This window comes from Streptomyces sp. NPDC000075, from assembly GCF_040301925.1.
GTDB lineage: Bacteria > Actinomycetota > Actinomycetes > Streptomycetales > Streptomycetaceae > Streptomyces > Streptomyces polychromogenes.
In genome coordinates, this window is record NZ_JBEPFL010000006.1 from 102,131 (window position 1) to 121,139 (window position 19,009).

Annotated in this window: 18 protein-coding genes; 13 read left to right on the forward strand and 5 right to left on the reverse strand. The window is 74.0% G+C overall.

Annotation, left to right across the window (positions count from 1 at the left end; translation table 11 throughout):
- Nucleotides 1–11: 11 nt before the first annotated feature.
- Nucleotides 12–2,213 carry a methylmalonyl-CoA mutase gene (gene scpA / locus ABT403_RS09745; protein ID WP_344166723.1) on the reverse strand — a complete coding sequence of 734 codons (2,202 nt, stop codon included), beginning with the start codon at nucleotides 2,211–2,213 and terminating at the stop codon, nucleotides 12–14.
- A 7-nt stretch (nucleotides 2,214–2,220) separates the two neighbouring features.
- Nucleotides 2,221–4,098, reverse strand: a complete 1,878-nt coding sequence (gene mutA / locus ABT403_RS09750; protein ID WP_344166136.1) for a methylmalonyl-CoA mutase small subunit — start codon at nucleotides 4,096–4,098, stop codon at nucleotides 2,221–2,223.
- Between the two features lie 833 nt (nucleotides 4,099–4,931).
- On the opposite strand from mutA, the gene ABT403_RS09755 reads away from it, so the two are divergent.
- Genes ABT403_RS09755 through ABT403_RS09790 form a run of 8 tightly spaced genes read left to right on the forward strand, consistent with a single transcriptional unit; the run spans nucleotide 4,932 to nucleotide 12,579 of the window.
- Complete coding sequence (locus ABT403_RS09755; protein WP_344166137.1) at nucleotides 4,932–5,861, forward strand: TauD/TfdA dioxygenase family protein; 930 nt, start codon at nucleotides 4,932–4,934, stop codon at nucleotides 5,859–5,861.
- Nucleotides 5,862–5,882: 21 nt separating this feature from the next.
- Entirely contained in the window at nucleotides 5,883–6,437 is a 555-nt protein-coding gene (gene ssuE / locus ABT403_RS09760) for an NADPH-dependent FMN reductase (RefSeq protein ID WP_344166138.1), read from the forward strand.
- A gap of 23 nt (nucleotides 6,438–6,460) precedes the next feature.
- Nucleotides 6,461–7,513: an ABC transporter substrate-binding protein gene (locus ABT403_RS09765; protein WP_344166139.1), complete on the forward strand. Its 1,053-nt coding sequence runs from the start codon at nucleotides 6,461–6,463 to the stop codon at nucleotides 7,511–7,513.
- Between the two features lie 6 nt (nucleotides 7,514–7,519).
- Complete coding sequence (locus tag ABT403_RS09770) at nucleotides 7,520–8,338, forward strand: ABC transporter ATP-binding protein (RefSeq protein ID WP_344166140.1); 819 nt, start codon at nucleotides 7,520–7,522, stop codon at nucleotides 8,336–8,338.
- Nucleotides 8,335–9,282 (forward strand): ABC transporter permease, encoded by a 948-nt coding sequence (locus ABT403_RS09775; protein ID WP_344166141.1) that lies wholly within the window; start codon nucleotides 8,335–8,337, stop codon nucleotides 9,280–9,282. Before ABT403_RS09770 ends, ABT403_RS09775 begins: the two co-directional genes overlap by 4 nt.
- A gap of 29 nt (nucleotides 9,283–9,311) precedes the next feature.
- Nucleotides 9,312–10,643 carry an LLM class flavin-dependent oxidoreductase gene (locus tag ABT403_RS09780; protein WP_344166142.1) on the forward strand — a complete coding sequence of 444 codons (1,332 nt, stop codon included), beginning with the start codon at nucleotides 9,312–9,314 and terminating at the stop codon, nucleotides 10,641–10,643.
- A complete protein-coding gene (locus ABT403_RS09785) occupies nucleotides 10,640–12,226 on the forward strand; it encodes an FAD-dependent oxidoreductase (protein ID WP_344166143.1) in 1,587 nt (528 codons plus the stop codon). Before ABT403_RS09780 ends, ABT403_RS09785 begins: the two co-directional genes overlap by 4 nt.
- On the forward strand, nucleotides 12,223–12,579 hold the full coding sequence (locus ABT403_RS09790) for a 4Fe-4S dicluster domain-containing protein (RefSeq protein WP_344166144.1): 357 nt from the start codon (nucleotides 12,223–12,225) through the stop codon (nucleotides 12,577–12,579). Before ABT403_RS09785 ends, ABT403_RS09790 begins: the two co-directional genes overlap by 4 nt.
- Before the next feature lie 41 nt (nucleotides 12,580–12,620).
- Here the strand turns inward: ABT403_RS09790 and ABT403_RS09795 are convergent, their stop codons facing one another.
- Both ABT403_RS09795 and ABT403_RS09800 read right to left on the reverse strand, forming a co-directional pair.
- A complete protein-coding gene (locus ABT403_RS09795; RefSeq protein ID WP_344166145.1) occupies nucleotides 12,621–13,541 on the reverse strand; it encodes an NADP-dependent oxidoreductase in 921 nt (306 codons plus the stop codon).
- An 84-nt stretch (nucleotides 13,542–13,625) separates the two neighbouring features.
- Entirely contained in the window at nucleotides 13,626–14,366 is a 741-nt protein-coding gene (locus tag ABT403_RS09800; RefSeq protein WP_344166146.1) for a DUF2470 domain-containing protein, read from the reverse strand.
- 291 nt (nucleotides 14,367–14,657) lie between these two features.
- On the opposite strand from ABT403_RS09800, the gene ABT403_RS09805 reads away from it, so the two are divergent.
- From ABT403_RS09805 to ABT403_RS09825, 4 genes are all read left to right on the forward strand, one after another.
- Entirely contained in the window at nucleotides 14,658–15,053 is a 396-nt protein-coding gene (locus ABT403_RS09805) for a cell division protein SepF (protein ID WP_344166147.1), read from the forward strand.
- Between the two features lie 66 nt (nucleotides 15,054–15,119).
- The gene (locus ABT403_RS09815; protein ID WP_502966007.1) at nucleotides 15,120–16,499 is read left to right on the forward strand and encodes an AAA family ATPase; all 1,380 of its coding nucleotides are present in this window, start codon (nucleotides 15,120–15,122) and stop codon (nucleotides 16,497–16,499) included.
- Nucleotides 16,496–16,888: a nucleotide pyrophosphohydrolase gene (locus ABT403_RS09820; protein WP_344166149.1), complete on the forward strand. Its 393-nt coding sequence runs from the start codon at nucleotides 16,496–16,498 to the stop codon at nucleotides 16,886–16,888. The genes ABT403_RS09815 and ABT403_RS09820 overlap by 4 nt, the downstream gene beginning before the upstream one ends.
- Before the next feature lie 122 nt (nucleotides 16,889–17,010).
- Nucleotides 17,011–17,499 carry a DUF6099 family protein gene (locus tag ABT403_RS09825; protein WP_344166150.1) on the forward strand — a complete coding sequence of 163 codons (489 nt, stop codon included), beginning with the start codon at nucleotides 17,011–17,013 and terminating at the stop codon, nucleotides 17,497–17,499.
- 106 nt (nucleotides 17,500–17,605) lie between these two features.
- Here ABT403_RS09825 and ABT403_RS09830 read toward each other — a convergent pair whose 3' ends face one another.
- The gene (locus ABT403_RS09830; RefSeq protein ID WP_425580282.1) at nucleotides 17,606–17,875 is read right to left on the reverse strand and encodes a hypothetical protein; all 270 of its coding nucleotides are present in this window, start codon (nucleotides 17,873–17,875) and stop codon (nucleotides 17,606–17,608) included.
- Nucleotides 17,876–18,079: 204 nt separating this feature from the next.
- On the opposite strand from ABT403_RS09830, the gene ABT403_RS09835 reads away from it, so the two are divergent.
- The gene (locus tag ABT403_RS09835) at nucleotides 18,080–19,003 is read left to right on the forward strand and encodes an LLM class F420-dependent oxidoreductase (protein ID WP_344166151.1); all 924 of its coding nucleotides are present in this window, start codon (nucleotides 18,080–18,082) and stop codon (nucleotides 19,001–19,003) included.
- Nucleotides 19,004–19,009 lie beyond the last annotated feature (6 nt).

The following is a 19,009-nucleotide window of genomic DNA, read 5'->3' on the forward strand; positions in this document are numbered from 1 at the left end:
CCCGCCTCCGCCTACAGCTCGTGGCCCAGGTCCGCGGCGAGCCGCGTCACCAGGTCGTGGGCCGCGTCCGGGATGACCGTGCCGGGCGGGAACACGGCCGCCGCGCCCATCTCCAGCAGCGTGGGGACGTCGGCCGGCGGGATGACGCCGCCGACCACGATCATGATGTCCTCACGGCCCTCTTCCGCCAGCTGCTCGCGCAGCGCCGGTACGAGGGTCAGGTGGCCGGCCGCCAGCGACGAGACGCCCACCACGTGGACGTCCGCCTCGACGGCCTGACGGGCCACCTCCGCCGGGGTCTGGAACAGCGGGCCCACGTCCACGTCGAAGCCCAGGTCGGCGAAGGCCGTGGCGATCACCTTCTGGCCGCGGTCGTGGCCGTCCTGGCCCATCTTCGCCACCAGGATGCGCGGACGGCGGCCCTCCGCCTCCTCGAACCGGTCGACGAGCGCACGGGTGCGCTCCAGGGACGGGGACTCGCCTGCTTCGGTGCGGTACACACCCGAGATCGTACGGATCTGGCTCGCGTGCCGTCCGTACACCTTCTCCAGGGCGTCCGAGATCTCGCCGACCGTGGCCTTGGCCCGCGCCGCGTCCACCGCCAGGGCGAGGAGGTTGCCCTCCAGGCCCTGACCGGCCCCGCGCTCGGCCGCGTTCGTCAGCGCCCGCAGGGCGTCCTGCGTACGGGCCTCGTCGCGCTCCTCGCGCAGCCGGCGCAGCTTGGCGATCTGCTGGGCGCGCACCGAGGAGTTGTCGACCACCAGGACGTCGATCTGCTCGTCGTTCTCCACCCGGTACTTGTTGACGCCGATCACCGGCTGGCGCCCCGAGTCGATCCGCGCCTGGGTACGGGCCGCGGCCTCCTCCACGCGCAGCTTCGGGATGCCCGCGTCGATGGCCTGCGCCATACCGCCGGCCGCCTCGACCTCCTGGATGTGCTGCCAGGCCCGGCGCGCCAGGTCGTACGTCAGCCGCTCCACGTACGCGCTGCCGCCCCACGGGTCGATCGACCGGCAGGTCCCCGACTCCTGCTGGAGCAGCAGCTGGGTGTTGCGGGCGATGCGCGCCGAGAAGTCCGTCGGCAGGGCGAGCGCCTCGTCGAGGGCGTTGGTGTGCAGCGACTGCGTGTGGCCCTGGGTCGCGGCCATCGCCTCGATACAGGTCCGCGTCACGTTGTTGAACACGTCCTGCGCGGTCAGCGACCAGCCCGAGGTCTGTGAATGCGTGCGCAGGGAGAGGGACTTGGCGTTCTTCGGGTCGAACTGCTTCACCAGCTTCGCCCACAGCAGGCGCGCCGCGCGCAGTTTGGCGACCTCCATGAAGAAGTTCATGCCGATCGCCCAGAAGAACGACAGGCGCGGCGCGAACGCGTCCACGTCCAGCCCGGCGCCCTGCCCGGCCCGCAGGTACTCCACGCCGTCGGCCAGGGTGTAGGCCAGCTCCAGGTCGGCCGTGGCCCCCGCCTCCTGGATGTGGTACCCGGAGATCGAGATGGAGTTGTAGCGCGGCATCTTCTGCGAGGTGAAGGAGAAGATGTCCGAGATGATCCGCATCGAGGGCTTCGGCGGATAGATGTAGGTGTTGCGGACCATGAACTCCTTGAGGATGTCGTTCTGGATGGTCCCGGCGAGCTTGTCGGGGGAGACGCCCTGCTCCTCCGCCGCCACGATGTACAGGGCGAGGACCGGCAGCACCGCGCCGTTCATCGTCATGGACACCGACATCTTGTCCAGCGGAATGCCGTCGAACAGCTGGCGCATGTCGTAGATCGAGTCGATCGCCACGCCCGCCATGCCGACGTCGCCCGTCACGCGCGGGTGGTCGCTGTCGTAGCCGCGGTGCGTCGGCAGGTCGAAGGCCACCGACAGGCCCTTCTGGCCAGCCGCGAGGTTGCGCCGGTAGAAGGCGTTGGACTCCTCCGCCGTGGAGAAGCCGGCGTACTGCCGGATCGTCCAGGGCTGGTTCACGTACATCGTCGGGTACGGGCCGCGCAGGTACGGGGCCACGCCCGGGTACGTCCCCAGGAAGTCCAGGCCCTCCAGGTCCCGGCCGGTGTACAGCGGCTGTACGCCGATGCCCTCGGGGGTCTCCCACACCAGGTCGCCCGCGGCGGCCCCGGTGGACTCCTTCACCGCCGCGCGCCACTGGTCGGCGGTGGCCGCCGGAGCGGCCGCGCCGAGGGCGAGCTCGGAGAAATCGGGGATGCCGCTCACCCTGTGCTCACTGTTCACGGGGGACTCCCATCCGGTCGAGTACGGAGGACAGCACGGCGACCGCGTCGCAGCCGGCGAAGACGTACTCGTCCACGGCGCCGGCCGAGGTGCCCGGCCGGCCCGCGAGGAACACCGTCGACGCGCCGGCCGCGCGCAGGGCCGCCGCCACCTCCGCAGCCTGCTCCTCGTACAGCGCGTCACTGGAGCACAGCACCGCCACGCCGTCCGCGCCGGCGGCGGCGTACGCCTCGGCGGCGGTCGCCGCGTCCACCGACACCGGCTCGTGCACGGGCTCGATGCCGCCCGCCTGGAAGAGGTTCGAGGCGAACGTGGCCCGCGCGGTGTGCGCGGCGGCCGGGCCCAGCGCGGCGAGGAACACCCTCGGGCGGGCGCCCGTCGACTCCAGGTGCGCGTCACTGCGGGCGCGCAGCGCCTCGTACGCCTCGTCCCGGCGCACTCGGGGCAGTCCGCCGGCGGGGGCCGCCGGAGCGGCCTCGCGCACCAGGGGCTTCTCCGAGAGCAGCGGGAACTCGCTGACGCCGGTGATCGGTTCGCGTCGCGTCGCCAGCTTCTTCGAGCGCGCCGCCCAGGTGGCGGCGAGGCGCTCCGCGACCAGGCCGGAGCGCAGGGCGGCGGCCAGGCCGCCGGCCCGCTCGACGGTCTGGAAGAACTCCCAGGCGGCGTGCGCCAGTTCGTCGGTGAGCCGCTCCACGTAGTAGGAGCCGCCGGCCGGGTCGATCACCCGGGCCAGGTGGGACTCCTCCAGGAGGATGGTGGAGGTGTTGCGGGCGATGCGCCGGGCGAAGGCGTCCGGCAGCCCCAGTTCGGCGTCGAAGGGGAGCACGGTGACGGAGTCCGCGCCGCCGACGCCGGCCGCCATGGAGGCGACGGTGGTCCGCAGCATGTTCACCCACGGGTCGCGGCGGGTCATCATCACCGGCGAGGTGACGGCGTGCTGCCGCTGGGCGCCGGCCTCCGGCGCGCCGCAGGCCTCGGCGACGCGGGCCCACAGGCGGCGGGCGGCGCGCAGCTTGGCGATGGTCAGGAACTGGTCGGCGGTCGCCGCGTAGCGGAACTCCAGCTGCCCGAGGGCGGCTTCGGTGCCGAGGCCGCCCTCGGTGAGGGTGCGCAGGTACGCGACGCCGGTGGCCAGGGACAGCCCGAGCTCCTCGGCGGCCGAACCCCCGGCCTCGTGGTACGGCAGGGCGTCCACGGCCAGGGCGCGGACGCCGGGCCAGGACGCGGCCGCCTCGCGGGCCAGCTCGACGGCGGGAGCGGTGTCCGGGGCCTCGCCGGTACGGGCCTCGTGGCCCAGCGGGTCGATGCCGAGCGAGGCACGGGCGGCCTCGGGGGCCACGCCGCGCTCCGCGTACAGGGCGAGCAACGCCCGTGCGGCTTCGGCGTATTCGGCTCCGGCGTCCAGGACGACGGGCGCGAGGTCGAGGTAGACCCCGTCCAGGGCGCGGCCGAGTCCGGCGACGGGGATCCCGGAGCGGCCGACGGTCAGCCAGAGGGAGGTGGTGCCGTTCTCCAGGTCGGCCAGGGCGGCCTCGTTGACGCGTACGGGGTCACTGCCCGCGATCCGCTGGCGCACGTCCCAGCCGGAGGTGCTGGTGCCGTCGGGGGTGCCGCCGCGTACGAAGGGCGCGAAGCCGGGGAACCCCGTGGGCTCGGCCTTCGCGTCCGCGCCGGAGGGCGCCGTGTACAGCGGGCGGGTGGTGAGCCCGTCCTCGAGCGTCGTGGACAGTGCTGCTTCCGCTGCCTCGCCGGTCAGTTCCTTGCCCGACTTGCGCAGGACGCCCTCGACGAGGCGTTGCCACTGCTCATGTGTCGCGTCAGGAAACTCGGCGGCCAGGGAGAGCCCGTCGTCAGGCAGGACCGTCATGGCCCGAACTCTAGGGGGGCCCGCTTAAGCCAGACCAGAACCACCGGATGTGATCTCCCCCTCTCAGATGAGCCGGTGCCCTGGTCGGACGGTGTCCGGGGGCGGTGGCCGGGAGCGGAGCCCCCGGGGGCGGGGCCGGGGGCGGTGGCCGGGGGGACGGCTGCCCCGCAGCGGTGGTCCGCGCGAAAGGGGCGTGGCGGTGGCGTTGCGGGACCGTGAAATCCAGCCATGGGTTTTCGGCCGCACGGCACGGCGAACCCGCAGGTCAGGCCGGGTGCGGCCGACCCCGGCCGGGGCCTGGAGTGGGGCTTGACCCCGGTCGGCGGCGCTGACAGGCTCCGAGCCATGACCGCGAACGAGCACCTCGTCCCGCGGCTCCACACCCCCGGCCCCTGTACCGCGCCGGGCGCGTGTCCGGGCCGCTGTCCGGCCCCCCTCGGGGTCTGACCCCCGAACCCGTCGGCCCCGGCCGGGCCCGCCCCGCCCGGATGCGCCCTCGCACCGTTCCGGCCCGCCCGGCCCCCCGCCCGCACGGCCCGGACCCCCGGCACCCGTCGGCGGCCGGGACCTGATGGTCCGGGGTCCCCGTCGGCGTCGCCCGGCCGGGCCCCCGCACCGCCGGGCCCGCGGGCCGGAACCCGTCTCCCCGGTGGCGGGCCGTCCGGCACGGCCTTCCGCGCCGTGGTCCGGTCCGGGGGCCCGCCCGGCCCCCACCCCGCCCCCGCGTCCGCCCGGCCCCGTCGGGCCGGTGCGTCCGCCCTGCCGCCCTCTCCCGCTCACGTACGGCCCCGCCGCCCGGCGGAGCCGTGTCCTCGTACACCCCAGGAGCTGCCATGACCACCGTCGCCTCCACCACCGTCACCCGCATCGGCGGCCGCATCGGCGCCGAGATCGGCGGCGTCCGCCTCGGCGGTGACCTCGACGCCGCCACCGTCGGCGAGATCCGCGCCGCCCTCCTCGCCCACAAGGTCGTGTTCTTCCGCGGCCAGGACCACCTCGACGAGGCCGGCCACGAGGCCTTCGCCCGGCTGCTCGGGACGCCCGTCGCGCACCCCACCGTCCCCTCCGCGGACGGCCGTTACGCCCTCGGCATCGACTCCCACCACGGCGCCCGCGCCAACCAGTGGCACACCGACGTCACCTTCGTCCCCGCCTACCCCGCCTTCTCCATCCTGCGCGCCGTCACCATCCCCCCGTACGGCGGCGACACCCTCTGGGCCAACACCGCCGCCGCCTACGCCCACCTGCCCGCCCCGCTCCAGGCCCTCGCCGACGGACTGCGCGCCGTCCACTCCAACGAGTACGACTACGCCGCCCTCAAGCCCGACGCCCTGCCCGAGGCCCTCGCCCAGTACCGCGAGGTGTTCACCTCCACCACCTTCCTCACCGAGCACCCCGTGGTCCGCGTCCACCCCGAGACCGGCGAACGCACCCTGCTCCTCGGCAACTTCGTCCAGCGCATCGCCGGGCTGACCGGCCGGGACTCGCGTGCCCTCGTCGACCTCCTCCAGGCGCACATCGAGAGCCCCGAGAACACCGTCCGCTGGCAGTGGCGGACCGGTGACGTCGCGATCTGGGACAACCGGGCCACCCAGCACTACGGCGTCGACGACTCCGACGACCACGAGCGCACCCTGCGCCGCGTCACCGTCGACGGCGACGTCCCCGTCGGTCCCGACGGTGTCCCCTCCCGCCTGATCAGCCCCGAGAGCGTCCCGGACCCGGCGTTCGGCATCGCCTCCGGAGCCTCCACCTCCGCCTGACCCGAACCCTGAGGAGCCCCCGTGCCCAAGCTGCTCGCCCTGACCGGCAGCCCCTCCGCCCACTCCCGCACCTTCGTCGTCGCCGAGCACGTGCTGCGCCGTCTCGACCACGCCGGCTTCGAGACCGCCCACCTCGACGTACGCCTCCTGCCCGCCGCCGACCTGCTCTCCGCCCGCCGCGGCGAGCCGGAGATCCGCCGCGCGCTGGAGGCCGTCGCCGAGGCCGACGGCCTGGTCATCGCGACCCCCGTCTACAAGGCCTCGTACACCGGACTGCTCAAGGCCTTCCTGGACCTGCTCCCGCAGGACGGCCTGGCCGGCAAGACGGTCCTGCCGCTCGCCACCGGCGGCAGCCTCGCCCACGTCCTGACCATCGACTACGCCCTGCGTCCGGTCCTCGCCGCCCTCGGCGCCCGGCACGTCACCGCCGGCCGCTTCGTCCTGGACTCCTCCGTCGAGCGTGGCGCGGGACCGGACCGGCTGCGCCCCGAGGCGGAACTCGACCTCTACCAGGCCGTCGACGAGTTCGCCGACGCCCTGCGCGCCACGACCCCCACCCTCGCCGCCACCCCGTAACCCCGCACCGACAAGGACCCGCCATGCCCGCAGCAGCCCCGCTCACCCCGACCGCCCGCACCCGGCGCCAGTTCCTCACCCTGCTCGGCATCTCGGCGGCAGCGGTGAGCTGCGGCACCGCCACCGCCACCGGCGGGTCCGGCCGCCCGGGCGGGGGCGGACAGGTCACCACGCTCAAGTACCAGGGCAGCGTCGGCGCCGTCACCCTCCCCGAACTCGCCGCCGACCTCGGCTTCCTCGGCGGCCTCACCCTGGAGTGGGTCGGCAACACCATCAGCGGCCCGCAGGACATCCAGTCCGCCGCCACCGGCCAGATCCACTTCGGCGGCGCCTTCAACGGGGCGATCATCAAACTCGCCGCCGGCAAGGCCCCGATCCAGGCCGTCATCTCCTACTACGGGGTCGACCAGGACGTCTTCAGCGGCTACTACGTCCTGGAGGACAGCCCGATCCGCTCCGCCCGAGACCTGCTCGGCAAGAAGGTCGCCATGAACACCCTGGGCGCGCACTCCCAGGCCATCCTCGACATCTACCTGAGCCGGGGCGGGATCCCCAAGGCGGAGGCGGCCAAGGTCGAGGCCCTGGTCGTGCCGCCCGTCAACACCGAACAGACGCTGCGCCAGAAGCAGATCGACGTGGGCGTGCTGGGCGGCGTCCTGCGCGACAAGGCCCTCGCCGCCGGCGGGATACGCCCGCTGTTCAGCGACTTCGACCTGCTCGGCAAGTTCAGCGCCGGCTCCTACGTGATGACCCGGCGCTTCATCAAGGAGAACCCGGACACCGTCCGCACCTTCACCACCGGTGTCGCCAAGGCCATCGAGTGGTCCCGCACGACCCCGCGCGAGGAGGTCATCGCCCGGATGGAGTCGATCATCAAGAAGCGCGGCCGCAACGAGGACACGGCCACGCTCAAGTACTGGCGTTCGTACGGGGTCGCCGAGACCGGCGGCCGCATCGAGGACAAGGAGTTCGCCCTCTGGCTGGACTGGCTCGCCGAGCGCGGGGAGATCAAGGCCGGGCAGCTCAAGCCGTCCGATCTGTACACGAACGAGTTCAACGGGTACGGGAAGGGCTGACCGGTCATGGCGAAGATCGAGTTCCGGTCGGTGACGAAGACCTTCCCGGTCAAGGGCAGGAGCAAGGAGGAGTTCACCGCCCTCGACGGCATCGACCTGGAGGTCGGGGCGGGGGAGTTCCTCGTCGTCGTCGGCCCCAGCGGCTGCGGCAAGTCCACCCTCCTCGACCTCCTCGGCGGCCTCACCCGGCCCACCTCCGGGGAGATCCTCCTCGACGGCAGACCCGTCACCGGCCCGGGCCTGGACCGGGGCATCGTCTTCCAGCAGTACGCCCTCCTGCCCTGGCGCACCGCACTCGGCAACGTCGAGTTCGGCCTGGAGGCGACCGGCGTCCCCCGCAGGCAACGAGCGGCGCGGGCCCGGGAGTTCCTGGAACTGGTGGGTCTCACCGGATTCGAGGACCGGCATCCGCACGAGCTCTCCGGCGGCATGCGCCAGCGGGTCGCGATCGCCCGCTCGCTGGCCTACGACCCGGACGTGCTCCTGATGGACGAGCCCTTCGCCGCCCTCGACGCGCAGACCCGCGAGTCCCTCCAGGACGAGCTGCGCCGCATCTGGCAGGCCACCGGCAAGACGGTCGTCTTCATCACGCACGGCATCGAGGAGGCCGTGTACCTGGGGCAGCGGGTGGCCGTCATCACCTCCCGGCCGGGCCGCGTCAAGGAGGTCGTACCGGTCTCCTTCGGGGACCGCTCCACCGGGGCGACGGGCGAGGACCTGCGTTCCAGCCCGGAGTTCGCCCACCACCGCCACGAGATCTGGACCCTGCTCCACGACGAGGTGGCCCGCGCCCAGCGACTGGAGAAGGAAGAGGCCTCCGTATGAGCACCGAGACCCCCGTCCCCGTCCTTCCCGCCCCGGCCGGGGAGACACCCCCCGAGGCCCGGGCCGTACGGGGCCCCGCGCGCCCGGTGCGACCCGCCGGACCCGGCCCCGACCCGGCCGGTCCCCCGCCCGGCACCCCGCCGCTTGCCGTACCCGCCCGCCGCCGGACGGGGGCGACGACCCTGCTGCGGTGGCTGCGGGCCGGGCTGCTGCGCTCGGCGGCGGTGCTCGCCCTGCTCGCCGTGTGGGAGGCCGCCCCCCGGCTCGGGCTGGTCGACGCCACCTTCCTGCCGCCCTTCAGCGAGGTGGCCCGGGCCTGGTGGGGGCTGCTCGCCGACGGCCAGCTCGGCGAGCACACCCGGGCCAGCCTCATCCGCTCCTTCGGCGGCTTCGCCATCGCCGTGGCCGTCGCCGTCCCGCTCGGCCTGCTGATCGGCTGGTACCGCCCCGTCGCGGCCTTCCTCGGCCCGCTGCTGGAGCTCTTCCGCAACACGGCGGCCCTCGCGCTGCTGCCCGTCTTCGTGCTGCTCCTCGGCATCGGGGAGACGTCGAAGGTGTCGATCGTCGTCTACGCCTGCGTCTGGCCGGTCCTGCTGAACACCATCAGCGCCGTCGGCAACGCCGATCCCACACTGGTCCGGCTGGCCCGCTCGATGGACCTTTCCACCCCGCGGCTCTTCCAGAAGGTGATCCTCCCGGCCTCCGTCCCGGCCGTCTTCACCGGCATCCGGCTGGCGGGCGCGGTCTCGATCCTGGTCCTCGTCGCCGCCGAGATGATCGGCGCCAAGGCCGGACTGGGCTACCTGATCAACGCCTCGCAGTTCAACTTCGCCATCCCCCAGATGTACGCCGGGATCATCACGATCTCCGCGATCGGGGTGGCCTTCAACCAGCTCCTGGTCGCGGTCGAACGCCGCCTCAGCCTCTGGCGCGTCCCCGCCTGACCCGCCCCGCCACACCCAAGGGAACCGACATGCCCGCACCCCGCACCCTCCACCTCAACGCCTTCCTGATGAACGCCGGCCACCACGACGCTGCCTGGCGCCACCCGGCGGCCAGCCCCGAGCGCGTCACCGACGTCGCCTACTTCCAGGAACTGGCGCGCACCGCCGAGCGCGGCCTGCTCGACTCGATCTTCTTCGCCGACGGTGTGGCCCTGTGGGGCAAGGCCCGCTACAACGCACTCGGCGGGTTCGAGCCGCTCACCCTGCTGTCGGCCATCGCCGCCGTCACCGAGCGCATCGGACTCATCGCGACCGTCTCCACCACCTTCAACGAGCCCTACAACCTGGCCCGCAAGTTCGCCTCCCTCGACCACATCAGCGGCGGCCGGGCCGGCTGGAACATCGTCACCTCCGGCACCGTCGACGAGGCCCGCAACTTCAACCGCGACGAGCACCTGGAGCACGCGGTGCGCTACGAGCGGGCCCGCGAGTTCCTCGACGTCGCCACCAAGCTCTGGGACAGCTGGGAGGACGACGCCGTCCTCCTCGACAAGGAGCGCGGGATCTACGCCGACACCGACAAGCTGCACCCCGCCGCCCACCGGGGCGAGCACTTCTCCGTCGCCGGCCCGCTCAACGTTCCCCGCTCGCCCCAGGGGCACCCGCTGCTCGTCCAGGCCGGGTCCTCCGAGGACGGCAAGGAGTTCGCGGCGCGGTACGCGGAGGCCGTCTTCACCGCCCAGCAGACCCTCGCCGACGGCCAGAGCTTCTACAAGGACCTCAAGTCCCGTCTCGGCAAGTACGGCCGGGCCGAGGAGGACCTCCTCGTCCTGCCCGGCATCGCCCCCGTCATCGGCTCCACCGAAGCCGAGGCGAAGGCCCTGGAGCAGGAGCTCACCGAGCTCCAGATCCCCGAGTACGGGCTCGCCCAGCTCTCCGGGATGCTCGGCACCGACCTGACCGGCCTCCCGCTGGACGGGCCGCTCCCCGAGCTGCCCGAGGAGCGGGACATCAACGGCAACAAGAGCCGCTTCACCCTCGTCGCCGAACTCGCCCGCCGCGACGGGCTCACCCTGCGCGAGCTCATCGCCCGCCTCGGCGCGGGCCGCGGCCACCGCGTCCACGCGGGCACCCCCGAGCAGATCGCCGACCAGCTGGAGGAGTGGTTCACCCAGGGGGCCGCCGACGGCTTCAACATCATGGCGCCCGTCCTGCCCACCGGCCTGACCGACTTCGTCGACCACGTCGTGCCGGTCCTCCAGCGCCGGGGCCTCTTCCGCACGGAGTACACCGGCACCACCCTGCGCGAGCACTACGGCCTGGCGCGCCCCGTGAACCGGTACGCCCGGAACCACGCGTGAGCGGCCCCGCCGCGGACCACCTCGCCGACGTCCTCGTCGTCGGCGGGGGTCCGGCCGCCACCTGGGCCGCCCTGAAGGCCGCCGAGGCCGGGGCGTCCGTCGTCCTCGCCGACAAGGGCTACTGCGGCACCAGCGGGGCGACGGCCGCGGGCGGCACCGGCGTCTGGTACGTCCCGCCCGAGCCCGCGGCCCGCGAGGCCGCCATGGCCTCCCGCGAGGGCCTCGGCGGCTACCTCGCCGACCGCCGCTGGATGGCCCGCGTCCTCGACGAGACGTACGAGCGGATCAACGAGCTCGCCGTCGAAGGCCGTTACCCCTTCCCGGCCGGCCCCGACGGGCAGCAGCTCCGCGGCGGCCTCCAGGGCCCCGAGTACATGCGGCGGATGCGCGCCCGTATCCGCCGCGCCGGGGTCCGCGTCCTCGACCACAGCCCGGTCACCGAGCTGCTCACCACGGCCGACGGAGCCGTGGCGGGCGCCGCCGGATACCGCCGCCAGGCCCGCGAGCACTACCGGGTCCGGGCCGGCGCCGTCGTCCTCGCCACCGGCGGCTGCGCCTTCCTCAGCGGGGCGCTGGGCACCAACACCAACACCGGCGACGGCGCCCTGTTCGCCGCCGAGGCCGGGGCCGAGCTCTCCGGAATGGAGTTCTCCAACGCCTACGGCATCGCCCCCGAGGGAACCTCCGTCACCAAGACCGCCTTCTACTCCTTCGCCACCTTCTACCGGGAGGACGGCGCGGAACTGGAGGGCGCCGCCAGCCAGGGCGGCCGCTCGGCCATCGCCCGCGAACTGCTCACCGGCGCCAGGGTGTACGCCCGCCTCGACCGTGCCGGCCCGGACGCGCGGGCCGCCATGCGCCGCGCCCAGCCCAACTTCTTCCTCACCTTCGACCGGCTCGGCATCGACCCCTTCACCGACCGCTTCTCCGTGACCCTGCTGGCCGAGGGCACCGTGCGCGGCACCGGCGGGATCCGGCTCACCGGCGAAGACTGCGCCACGGGCGTCCCCGGCCTGTACGCCGCCGGGGACGCGGCCACCCGCGAGGAGATCTGCGGGGGCTTCACCGGAGGCGGCAGCCACAACGCCGCCTGGGCCATCTCCTCCGGCAGCTGGGCCGGGCGGGGCGCGGCCCGGCACGCGCGTGCGCTCGGCTCCGGGGGCGCAGCCTCCCGGCCGGTGCGCGGGGCGGGCGGAGCGGGGCTCCGCCCCGGCGGATCCGCCGCCGCCTCTCCCGGCCACCGCGCGGCCGTGGACCTCGTACAGGGGGAAGTGCTCCCGTACGACAAGAACTACCTGCGCCACGGCGACGGGCTCGCCCGGTCCCTGCGCGCCCTCGACACGGCCTGGGCGGCGCTGCGGGACTCCCTGCACGGCGAGGGCGCGGGCCTGGTCAAGGCACGGGAGGCGGCGGCGATGACGGCGCACGCGCGGTGGATGTACGCGGCCGCGCTGGCCCGCCGCGAGAGCCGGGGCATGGCCAGACGGCTCGACCATCCGGACCAGGACCCGGCGTTGCACCACCGGATCCTGACCGGCGGACTGGACCGGGTGTGGACCCAGCCCGCGGAGGTGGCGGCATGATCGAACTGGTCTCCGCGCAGCGGTGCATCGCGTGCGACAAGTGCGTCGACGTCTGTCCGACGGACGTCTTCGAGCGCGGCCCGGACGGGATCCCCCTCCTGGCCCGGCAGGAGGACTGCCAGACCTGCTTCCTGTGCGAGGCCAACTGCCCGGTCGACGCGCTCTTCGTGTCCCCGCTGACCCGGCCGCTGCCCGAGGACCCGGCCGTGCGGGACGAGGACGGCCTGGCGGGCAGGGGGCTGCTCGGCAGCTACCGCCGCGAGATCGGCTGGGGCCACGGCCGCACCCCCGGCTCGCTGAGGGCCATCGGGCCCGCACTGGGCGCCGACGGGGGCAAGCCGATCACCTCCTGAGGAGGGGCGGGCCGGGGCGTGTGCCGTGTGCGGCGTCCGGCTCAGACCGTGAGGACGATCTTGCCCCCGACACCGCCGGCCGCGCTCAGCTCCCAGGCCCGGCCGGCCTCGGCCAGCGGGAGGACGTGCCCCACCTTGACGGTGAGCTTCCCGGTGTCGGCCAGTTCCGCGAGGGCGGTGAGGTCGGTGGTCGAGGAGCGCGCCCAGATGTGCTTCGCGCCCTTGTCGCCCGCGTCGTTGTCGGCGACGGAGATCACCGGCCCGCCCGGGCGGACGACCGACTGGAGCAGCTCGACGCCGCCCTCGCCGTAGAAGTCGAGCCCGACGTCCACACCCCCGGGGGCCAGCGCGGTGATCCGCTCGGCCACGCCGTCCCCGTAGAGCACCGGTTCGGCGCCCAGCGAGCGCAGGTAGTCGTGGTTGCGGGCGCCGGCCGTGCCGATGACCCGGGCGCCGAGGGCGACCGCGATCTGTACGCCGAGCGAGCCGACCCCGCCGGCGGCGGAGTGGATGACGACGGTCTGGCCGGCGGTGACCCCGGCGCGGGTGACGGCCTGGTAGGAGGTGAGCCCGGCCAGGGGGAGGCCCGCGGCCTCCTCGAACGAGAGCGTCGCGGGCTTGCGGGCGAGGGTGCGCACGGGGGCCGAGACCAGCTCGGCGTACGTGCCCAGCTGGACCCATTCCTTGCGGACGTACCCGTAGACCTCGTCGCCCACGGAGTAGTCGTCGGTGTCCGGGCCGACGGCCTCGACGACACCGGCCACGTCCCATCCGGGGATCACCGGGTGACGGACCTCCAGGACGTGCCCGAGGAAGCCGGCGGCGAGCTTCCAGTCCACCGGGTTGACCCCGGCGGCCCTGACGCGGATCAGCACCTCTCCGGGCCCGACCTTGGGCTCGGGTACCTCAACGAGCTCCAGGGCGGTGGGAGTTCCGTAACTGCTGTAGGTGATTGCCTTCATGTAGGGGCCAACGAACAGAGCGGTGGGAGGTGTTCCGCCGCGTTCCCCGGCTCCGGCGATCCTCAGGCGTTCCTCCGGCCGTCGTCAGGCGGGCAGGGTGCTGGAGTGCGAGTGCCGCCGGGCCGCGCTGAGCAGGGCCTGGATCTGCGCGCCCGACTGGTCCACGTCGTCCACCGGGGAGGGGAAGGGCAGCCGTACGTCCCGGTGCCCGGTGCGCTCCTCCAGGCGCAGGGTGATCCCGTACCGGTCCAGGGCGAGCGGCAGCGCGCGGACGACGGCCGGGGTGGGGCGGGGGCGGACCAGCCGCAGCAGCAGGGTGACCAGTGCGGGGTGCTCGTCGAGGAGGTGGGTGAGCATGCCCGCCTCGTAGGGGGCGAGGGGGTCGGGCCAGGCCCCGTCCAGCTCCTCCAGCCCGAGGTACGAGGTCCCCTCCGCGGTCTCCAGGACCGCCTGGCCGTATTCCACGCAGGTGGTGGCGTCGGCGCCGGCGTGCTCGTCGGCGTACGGGGTCAGCAGGTGTCCGATCACGGTGACGCGGGCCCGTACCCGGTCGCGCACGGGGGTGGGGGCGACGTCGGTGAACTCGAGCCGGATGGAGGGGCGTTCCCCGCCGAGGAGGGAGGCGGGGTGTCCGGCGGCGGGTGCCGCCGGGTGCAGATGGAGCCGGCCGAGGGGATCGCCGTCGTCGAGGTGGCGGACCTCGTGGCGGACCCCGTCGATGACCACGGTCATGGAGTGGGCGGCGGCCAGGACGGAGCGGACCCGTTCGGCGTCGGTGGGCCGGGCGTCGGCGGGCGTGGCGGCGGGGGCACCGGGCAGGCGCATGCGGATCTCTCCCTCGTCCTGACATTCGGAAGGTTAGGTATGCCTAACCTAACTCATTCGGGGGTCGGGGTGTACCCCGGGAACCTTCGGGCGCCGTCCGGGTGACTTCGGTGCGGACTCGGTGCGGCGTGCCGGGTGAGACCGGTGTGTGCGGCGTCGCGTAACGTGCGGACCCCGTCGCCATGGGGCGTGGCGGCGAGACCCCACGTGCCCCGTGTCGGTGTTGGGCCGAACGGGTGAAACGCGAGAGGATGGGGGGATGCACATGAAGCGCACGGCCGAGGCGGCCCGGTGAGCAGGTACGACGTCACCGACGAGCAGTGGGAGGGACTCGCGCAGGTGGTGCCGCTGCGCAGTCGCAACGAATGGCCCTCCCGGGTGGACCACCGCACGATCCCCAAGGCCCCCGGGGCGTCCGCGGCGGAACAGCGGCGCTTCGTGGTGATCCGGGTTCAGATCTTCGCCGACGCGCGGGAGGTGGCGGAGTACCTGATCGCGCAGATCCCCGTCCTGCTGGACCTCACCGGCGCCGACGGCGAAGTGGCCAAGCGGATCCTCGACTTCAGCAGCGGGGTGGTCTTCGGCCTGGGCAGCGGGATGCACCGGGTCGACCGGAACGTCTTCCTGCTGGCGCCCGTCGGGACCGAGGTCGAGGGGATCGCGGCCGCGGCCGTCCCCCGATCGTAGGAAGGTCGCGGCGGTGGAACGGTTCGCCGGGCCCGGCCCGGGCCCCGCGGACCGTACCGTCCGCCCATGGACGCCACATCGCACGCGGCGGGGCCCGGAGCCCTCGGCGCGTTATCCGCTGAAGCCGACTGTGAAGCCGGACGTGAGGCTGGTCGTGAACCCGGTCGTGAAGCCGGTCGTGAGGCTGGTCGCGAAGCCGGTCGTGATGCCGGTCGCGAAGCCGCCGCCGGGGCCGGGCCGCCGGGGCAGCACCGGCGGCCCGCCGTCACCGAGTTGCGGCTCGCCGCCTTCGGGCCGCACCGGAAGGCGGTGCTCCCGCTCGGTCCGGTGACCCTGCTGACCGGACCCAGCGGCAGCGGCAAGTCCCAGGCGCTGGACGCCTACGGGGCCCTGGCCCGGCTCGCCGCCGGGTCCGCGCTGGACGAGGTCTTCCCCGACGCGGCCGCCCGGGTGCCTGAGTGGGCCGTCCCCGACGCCGGAGGGCGGCGCGGCTTCCGGATCGGCTGCACCGTCGACGGCCCGGTCGGCCCCCTCCGCCTCGACCTCGCCGTACAGGCGGAGCCCTCGCTGCGGATCGCCGGCGAACGGCTCTCCCTGCGCGGGGAGGTGCTCCTCGCCACCGCCCTGCGCGACCCGCGCCGGCGGTCGGTCCAGGCCGCCTGGCTGACCGGCGGCGCCGTCGGCATGACCCGCGCCCCGCTGCCCGACGACCGGCTCGGCACCGCCCTGCTGCCGCTGCGCGTGGCCGGGGCGACCGCAGGTCAGCGGCTGGTGCTGGCCGCCGCCGAGCAGGTGGTGGTGGCGCTGAGGTCCGTGTTCCCCTGCAACCCCCGGCCCGGCCGGATGCGGGCGCCCGTGCCGCCGGGGGAGGGGCGGCTGCGCGCCGACTGCGGGAACCTGGCCGACGTCCTGCGCCGGACCCGCCACGAGTGCGGCACCCGGCACGCCCTGCTGGCCCGGGCGGCACGGACCGGGTGCGCGGGGCCGGTGACCGGGCTGGAGGTCAGGGGCGGAAGCGGCTTCGGCGGGGACGGCTTCAGCGGAGACGGCCGCGGCGGGGCCGTCCGGGGTGGGGACGGCGGGGGTGGGGACGGCGGGCCGGTCGCGGCCGTGCTGGAGCGCGGCGCCGGGCGGCCCGCCACGGAGTTCGCCCGGCTCGGCGACGGTGAACTCCGCTTCCTGGCCCTGGCCCTCGTCCTGCTCACCGGGCCCGGCGTGCTGGACGTGGACCCGGCCGCCGAGCTCCTCTCGGCCCGGCAGGCGCTGACCGTGCTCGCCGACGGCCTCGACCGGGGCCTGGACCGGCGGCAGGGCGCCGAACTGCTGCGCCTGGCCCTGCTGTCCGGGGAGCGCGGCCACATCCGGCTGGTGGCCGGGGTCGGCGAGGACACCGCGGGAACCGCCCGGGGGATCCCGGGCGTCTCAGTGGTAGACCTGTCCCCATGAGTGCTGCACCCACGGACGACGGGCCAAAGCCCCCGCACGGCGAACGGCTGTACCGACTCCAGCGACGGCTGGCCGAATTCGCGGCCGCCCGGGACTGGGCCCCGTACCACACCCCCAAGAACCTCGCCGTGGCGCTGAGCGTGGAAGCCTCCGAACTGGTCGAGATCTTCCAGTGGCTGACACCGGAACAGTCAGCGGCGATCATGGAGAATCCGGAAAGCGCACACCGGGTGACCGATGAGGTCGCCGACGTGCTGGCGTATCTGCTGCAGTTCTGTGAGGTTCTCGGGGTGGATGTGCTGGATGCGCTCGCCGCGAAGATCGAGAGGAACGAGCACCGTTTCCCGGCGACCGGGACATCGGCACCAGATCGTCACTCTTCGGAGTGATGGTGTCGTCCACAACCATGTTTGTGTCCACAGATTTCCGAATACCCCTGGCTTTACTGGCTCGTTGCCTTCACTCTGGGTAGTGGAGATTGGCGGGATGTCGTGCGGACGGGGGACGGCATATGGATGCGGTACGGCTCATCGCGGCCGGCCGGCACGCGCTGGCAGGGAGCGCGGCCGCGTGGGACATCGTGGGGGAGGCCTGGCAGGCCCAGGCCCTCGCCCAGGGGGTGGGAAGCTGGCTGGCGGTCACCGGGCCGCCGGAGCTGAGAGCGGAGGCTGGGGGACTGGGGGAAGCGGGCAGCAGAGGCTGCGGGGCCATAGACCGTGCGGCCCTGGGCGACGGTGAGGGCATCGGGCCCGAACAGCCGCCCCGGGCGGCGCAGCTGACGGGGGTGGCCGATGTGCGTCAGGCGCTGCTGGGGCTCCAGGCGCTGCTCGGCGAGGTCGGGATAGCGCTCGTCGGGGTCGCCTGCGCGACGGACGACGAGGGCCTGTACTGGCAGTGCATAGAGTCGATCGACGCGGCGGACGAGTCGAGCGACCGGGTGCGCGCCCTGCTGCGCCGGATGGCGGTCCGCGAACGGGGGTCGGCCTCGGGCGTGCTCTGAGGCCCCGGCGCGCGGTATGTGACCCGGGGCGCGGGTCCGGGGTGTCCGGGGTGCCCGGGGTGTCCGGTGGAGGGGCCCCGCCGTGCGGGACGGGACCCCCGCACGGTCAGAAGGACCGGTCGGAGCGGCGCTCGCTCTCGTACGCGAGTCCGCCCGGGGTGACCGGGGCGGCGGGCGGAGTGCGGTCCGCGGAGTGCTGGAGGTCGGCGTCGAGCTGGGACAGGTCGGCGTTGAGCGCCGCCATCAGCTCCTCCATCTGCTGGAGCAGGCCCTTCGGCGCGCCGCCCTGGGCGGGCACCGCGGGCTCCTGGTGTGCGTGGTCGTGTGCTGCCTGTCCGGTCTGTCCGGGGTACTCGGGCACGGACTCGTGGGACATGGCGGCCTCCTCGGCCCTGGCCCTTCCGGTGCGGAAGGGGGCGGTGGTCGTACCGGCGGGAGGCCGCCGGCGCGCGGGCCGGGCGGTCCGGCTCCGTCCGAGCCAACGATCCCCATCCGCGCTGGTCACTGACGCGGCGGGGGGCGCGCCGCCCGGTTGACGCAGATTCACCCGGCAGGGGAGTGGGAAGGGCAGGATGGAGCCATGGATCTTCGCATTTTCACCGAGCCGCAGCAGGGCGCCGACTACGACACCCTCCTGACCGTCGCCAAGGCCGCCGAAGAGCTGGGCTTCGACGCGTTCTTCCGCTCGGACCACTACCTGAAGATGGGGTCCGCCGACGGACTGCCCGGCCCCACCGACGCCTGGATCACCCTCGCGGGCCTGGCCCGCGAGACCAGCCGGATCCGGCTGGGCACGCTGATGACGGCCGGCACCTTCCGGCTGCCCGGCGTCCTCGCGATCCAGGTGGCGCAGGTCGACGCCATGTCGGGCGGCCGCGTGGAACTCGGCCTGGGCGCGGGCTGGTTCGAGGAGGAGCACAAGGCGTACGGGATCCCCTTCCCGGCGGAGCGGATGGCCCGGCTGGAGGAGCAGCTGGCCATCATCACCGGCCTGTGGGCCACCGAGCCCGGCGCCACCTTCGACCACCGGGGCACCTACTACCAGGTGGAGAACTCCCCGGCGCTGCCCAAGCCGGCCCAGGCCAAGGTCCCCGTCCTCGTCGGCGGGCACGGAGCGCGGCGTACCCCGCGCCTCGCCGCCCGGTACGCGGACGAGTTCAACATGCCGTTCGCCTCGGTCGAGGACAGCCGCCGGCAGTTCGCCCGGGTCCGGGAGGCCGCCGCCGAGGCCGGGCGCAAGGCGGAGGAGCTCGTCTACTCGAACGCCCTGGTGGTGTGCGTGGGCAAGGACGACGCCGAGGTCGCCCGCAGGGCCGCCGCCATCGGCCGCGAGGTCGACGAGCTCAAGGCCAACGGCCTGGCGGGTTCCCCGGCCGAGGTGGTCGAGAAGCTCGGCACCTACGCGGCCATCGGCTCCTCCCGCGTCTACCTCCAGGTCCTCGACCTCGGCGACCTGGACCACCTGGAACTGATCGCCGCCCAGGTCATGCCCCAGCTCGGCTGAACCGCC

What these genes read in the sequence shown, in the direction of transcription:
- mutA (WP_344166136.1), bottom strand. Translation starts at nt 4,098, where the DNA reads ATGACGGTCCTGCCTGACGACGGGCTCTCCCTGGCCGCCGAGTTTCCT.
- ABT403_RS09755 (WP_344166137.1), top strand. Translation starts at nt 4,932, where the DNA reads ATGACCACCGTCGCCTCCACCACCGTCACCCGCATCGGCGGCCGCATC.
- ABT403_RS09765 (WP_344166139.1), top strand. Translation starts at nt 6,461, where the DNA reads ATGCCCGCAGCAGCCCCGCTCACCCCGACCGCCCGCACCCGGCGCCAG.
- ABT403_RS09770 (WP_344166140.1), top strand. Translation starts at nt 7,520, where the DNA reads ATGGCGAAGATCGAGTTCCGGTCGGTGACGAAGACCTTCCCGGTCAAG.
- ABT403_RS09775 (WP_344166141.1), top strand. Translation starts at nt 8,335, where the DNA reads ATGAGCACCGAGACCCCCGTCCCCGTCCTTCCCGCCCCGGCCGGGGAG.
- ABT403_RS09780 (WP_344166142.1), top strand. Translation starts at nt 9,312, where the DNA reads ATGCCCGCACCCCGCACCCTCCACCTCAACGCCTTCCTGATGAACGCC.
- ABT403_RS09790 (WP_344166144.1), top strand. Translation starts at nt 12,223, where the DNA reads ATGATCGAACTGGTCTCCGCGCAGCGGTGCATCGCGTGCGACAAGTGC.
- ABT403_RS09795 (WP_344166145.1), bottom strand. Translation starts at nt 13,541, where the DNA reads ATGAAGGCAATCACCTACAGCAGTTACGGAACTCCCACCGCCCTGGAG.
- ABT403_RS09800 (WP_344166146.1), bottom strand. Translation starts at nt 14,366, where the DNA reads ATGCGCCTGCCCGGTGCCCCCGCCGCCACGCCCGCCGACGCCCGGCCC.
- ABT403_RS09815 (WP_502966007.1), top strand. Translation starts at nt 15,120, where the DNA reads ATGGACGCCACATCGCACGCGGCGGGGCCCGGAGCCCTCGGCGCGTTA.
- ABT403_RS09820 (WP_344166149.1), top strand. Translation starts at nt 16,496, where the DNA reads ATGAGTGCTGCACCCACGGACGACGGGCCAAAGCCCCCGCACGGCGAA.
- ABT403_RS09825 (WP_344166150.1), top strand. Translation starts at nt 17,011, where the DNA reads ATGGATGCGGTACGGCTCATCGCGGCCGGCCGGCACGCGCTGGCAGGG.
- ABT403_RS09830 (WP_425580282.1), bottom strand. Translation starts at nt 17,875, where the DNA reads ATGTCCCACGAGTCCGTGCCCGAGTACCCCGGACAGACCGGACAGGCA.
- ABT403_RS09835 (WP_344166151.1), top strand. Translation starts at nt 18,080, where the DNA reads ATGGATCTTCGCATTTTCACCGAGCCGCAGCAGGGCGCCGACTACGAC.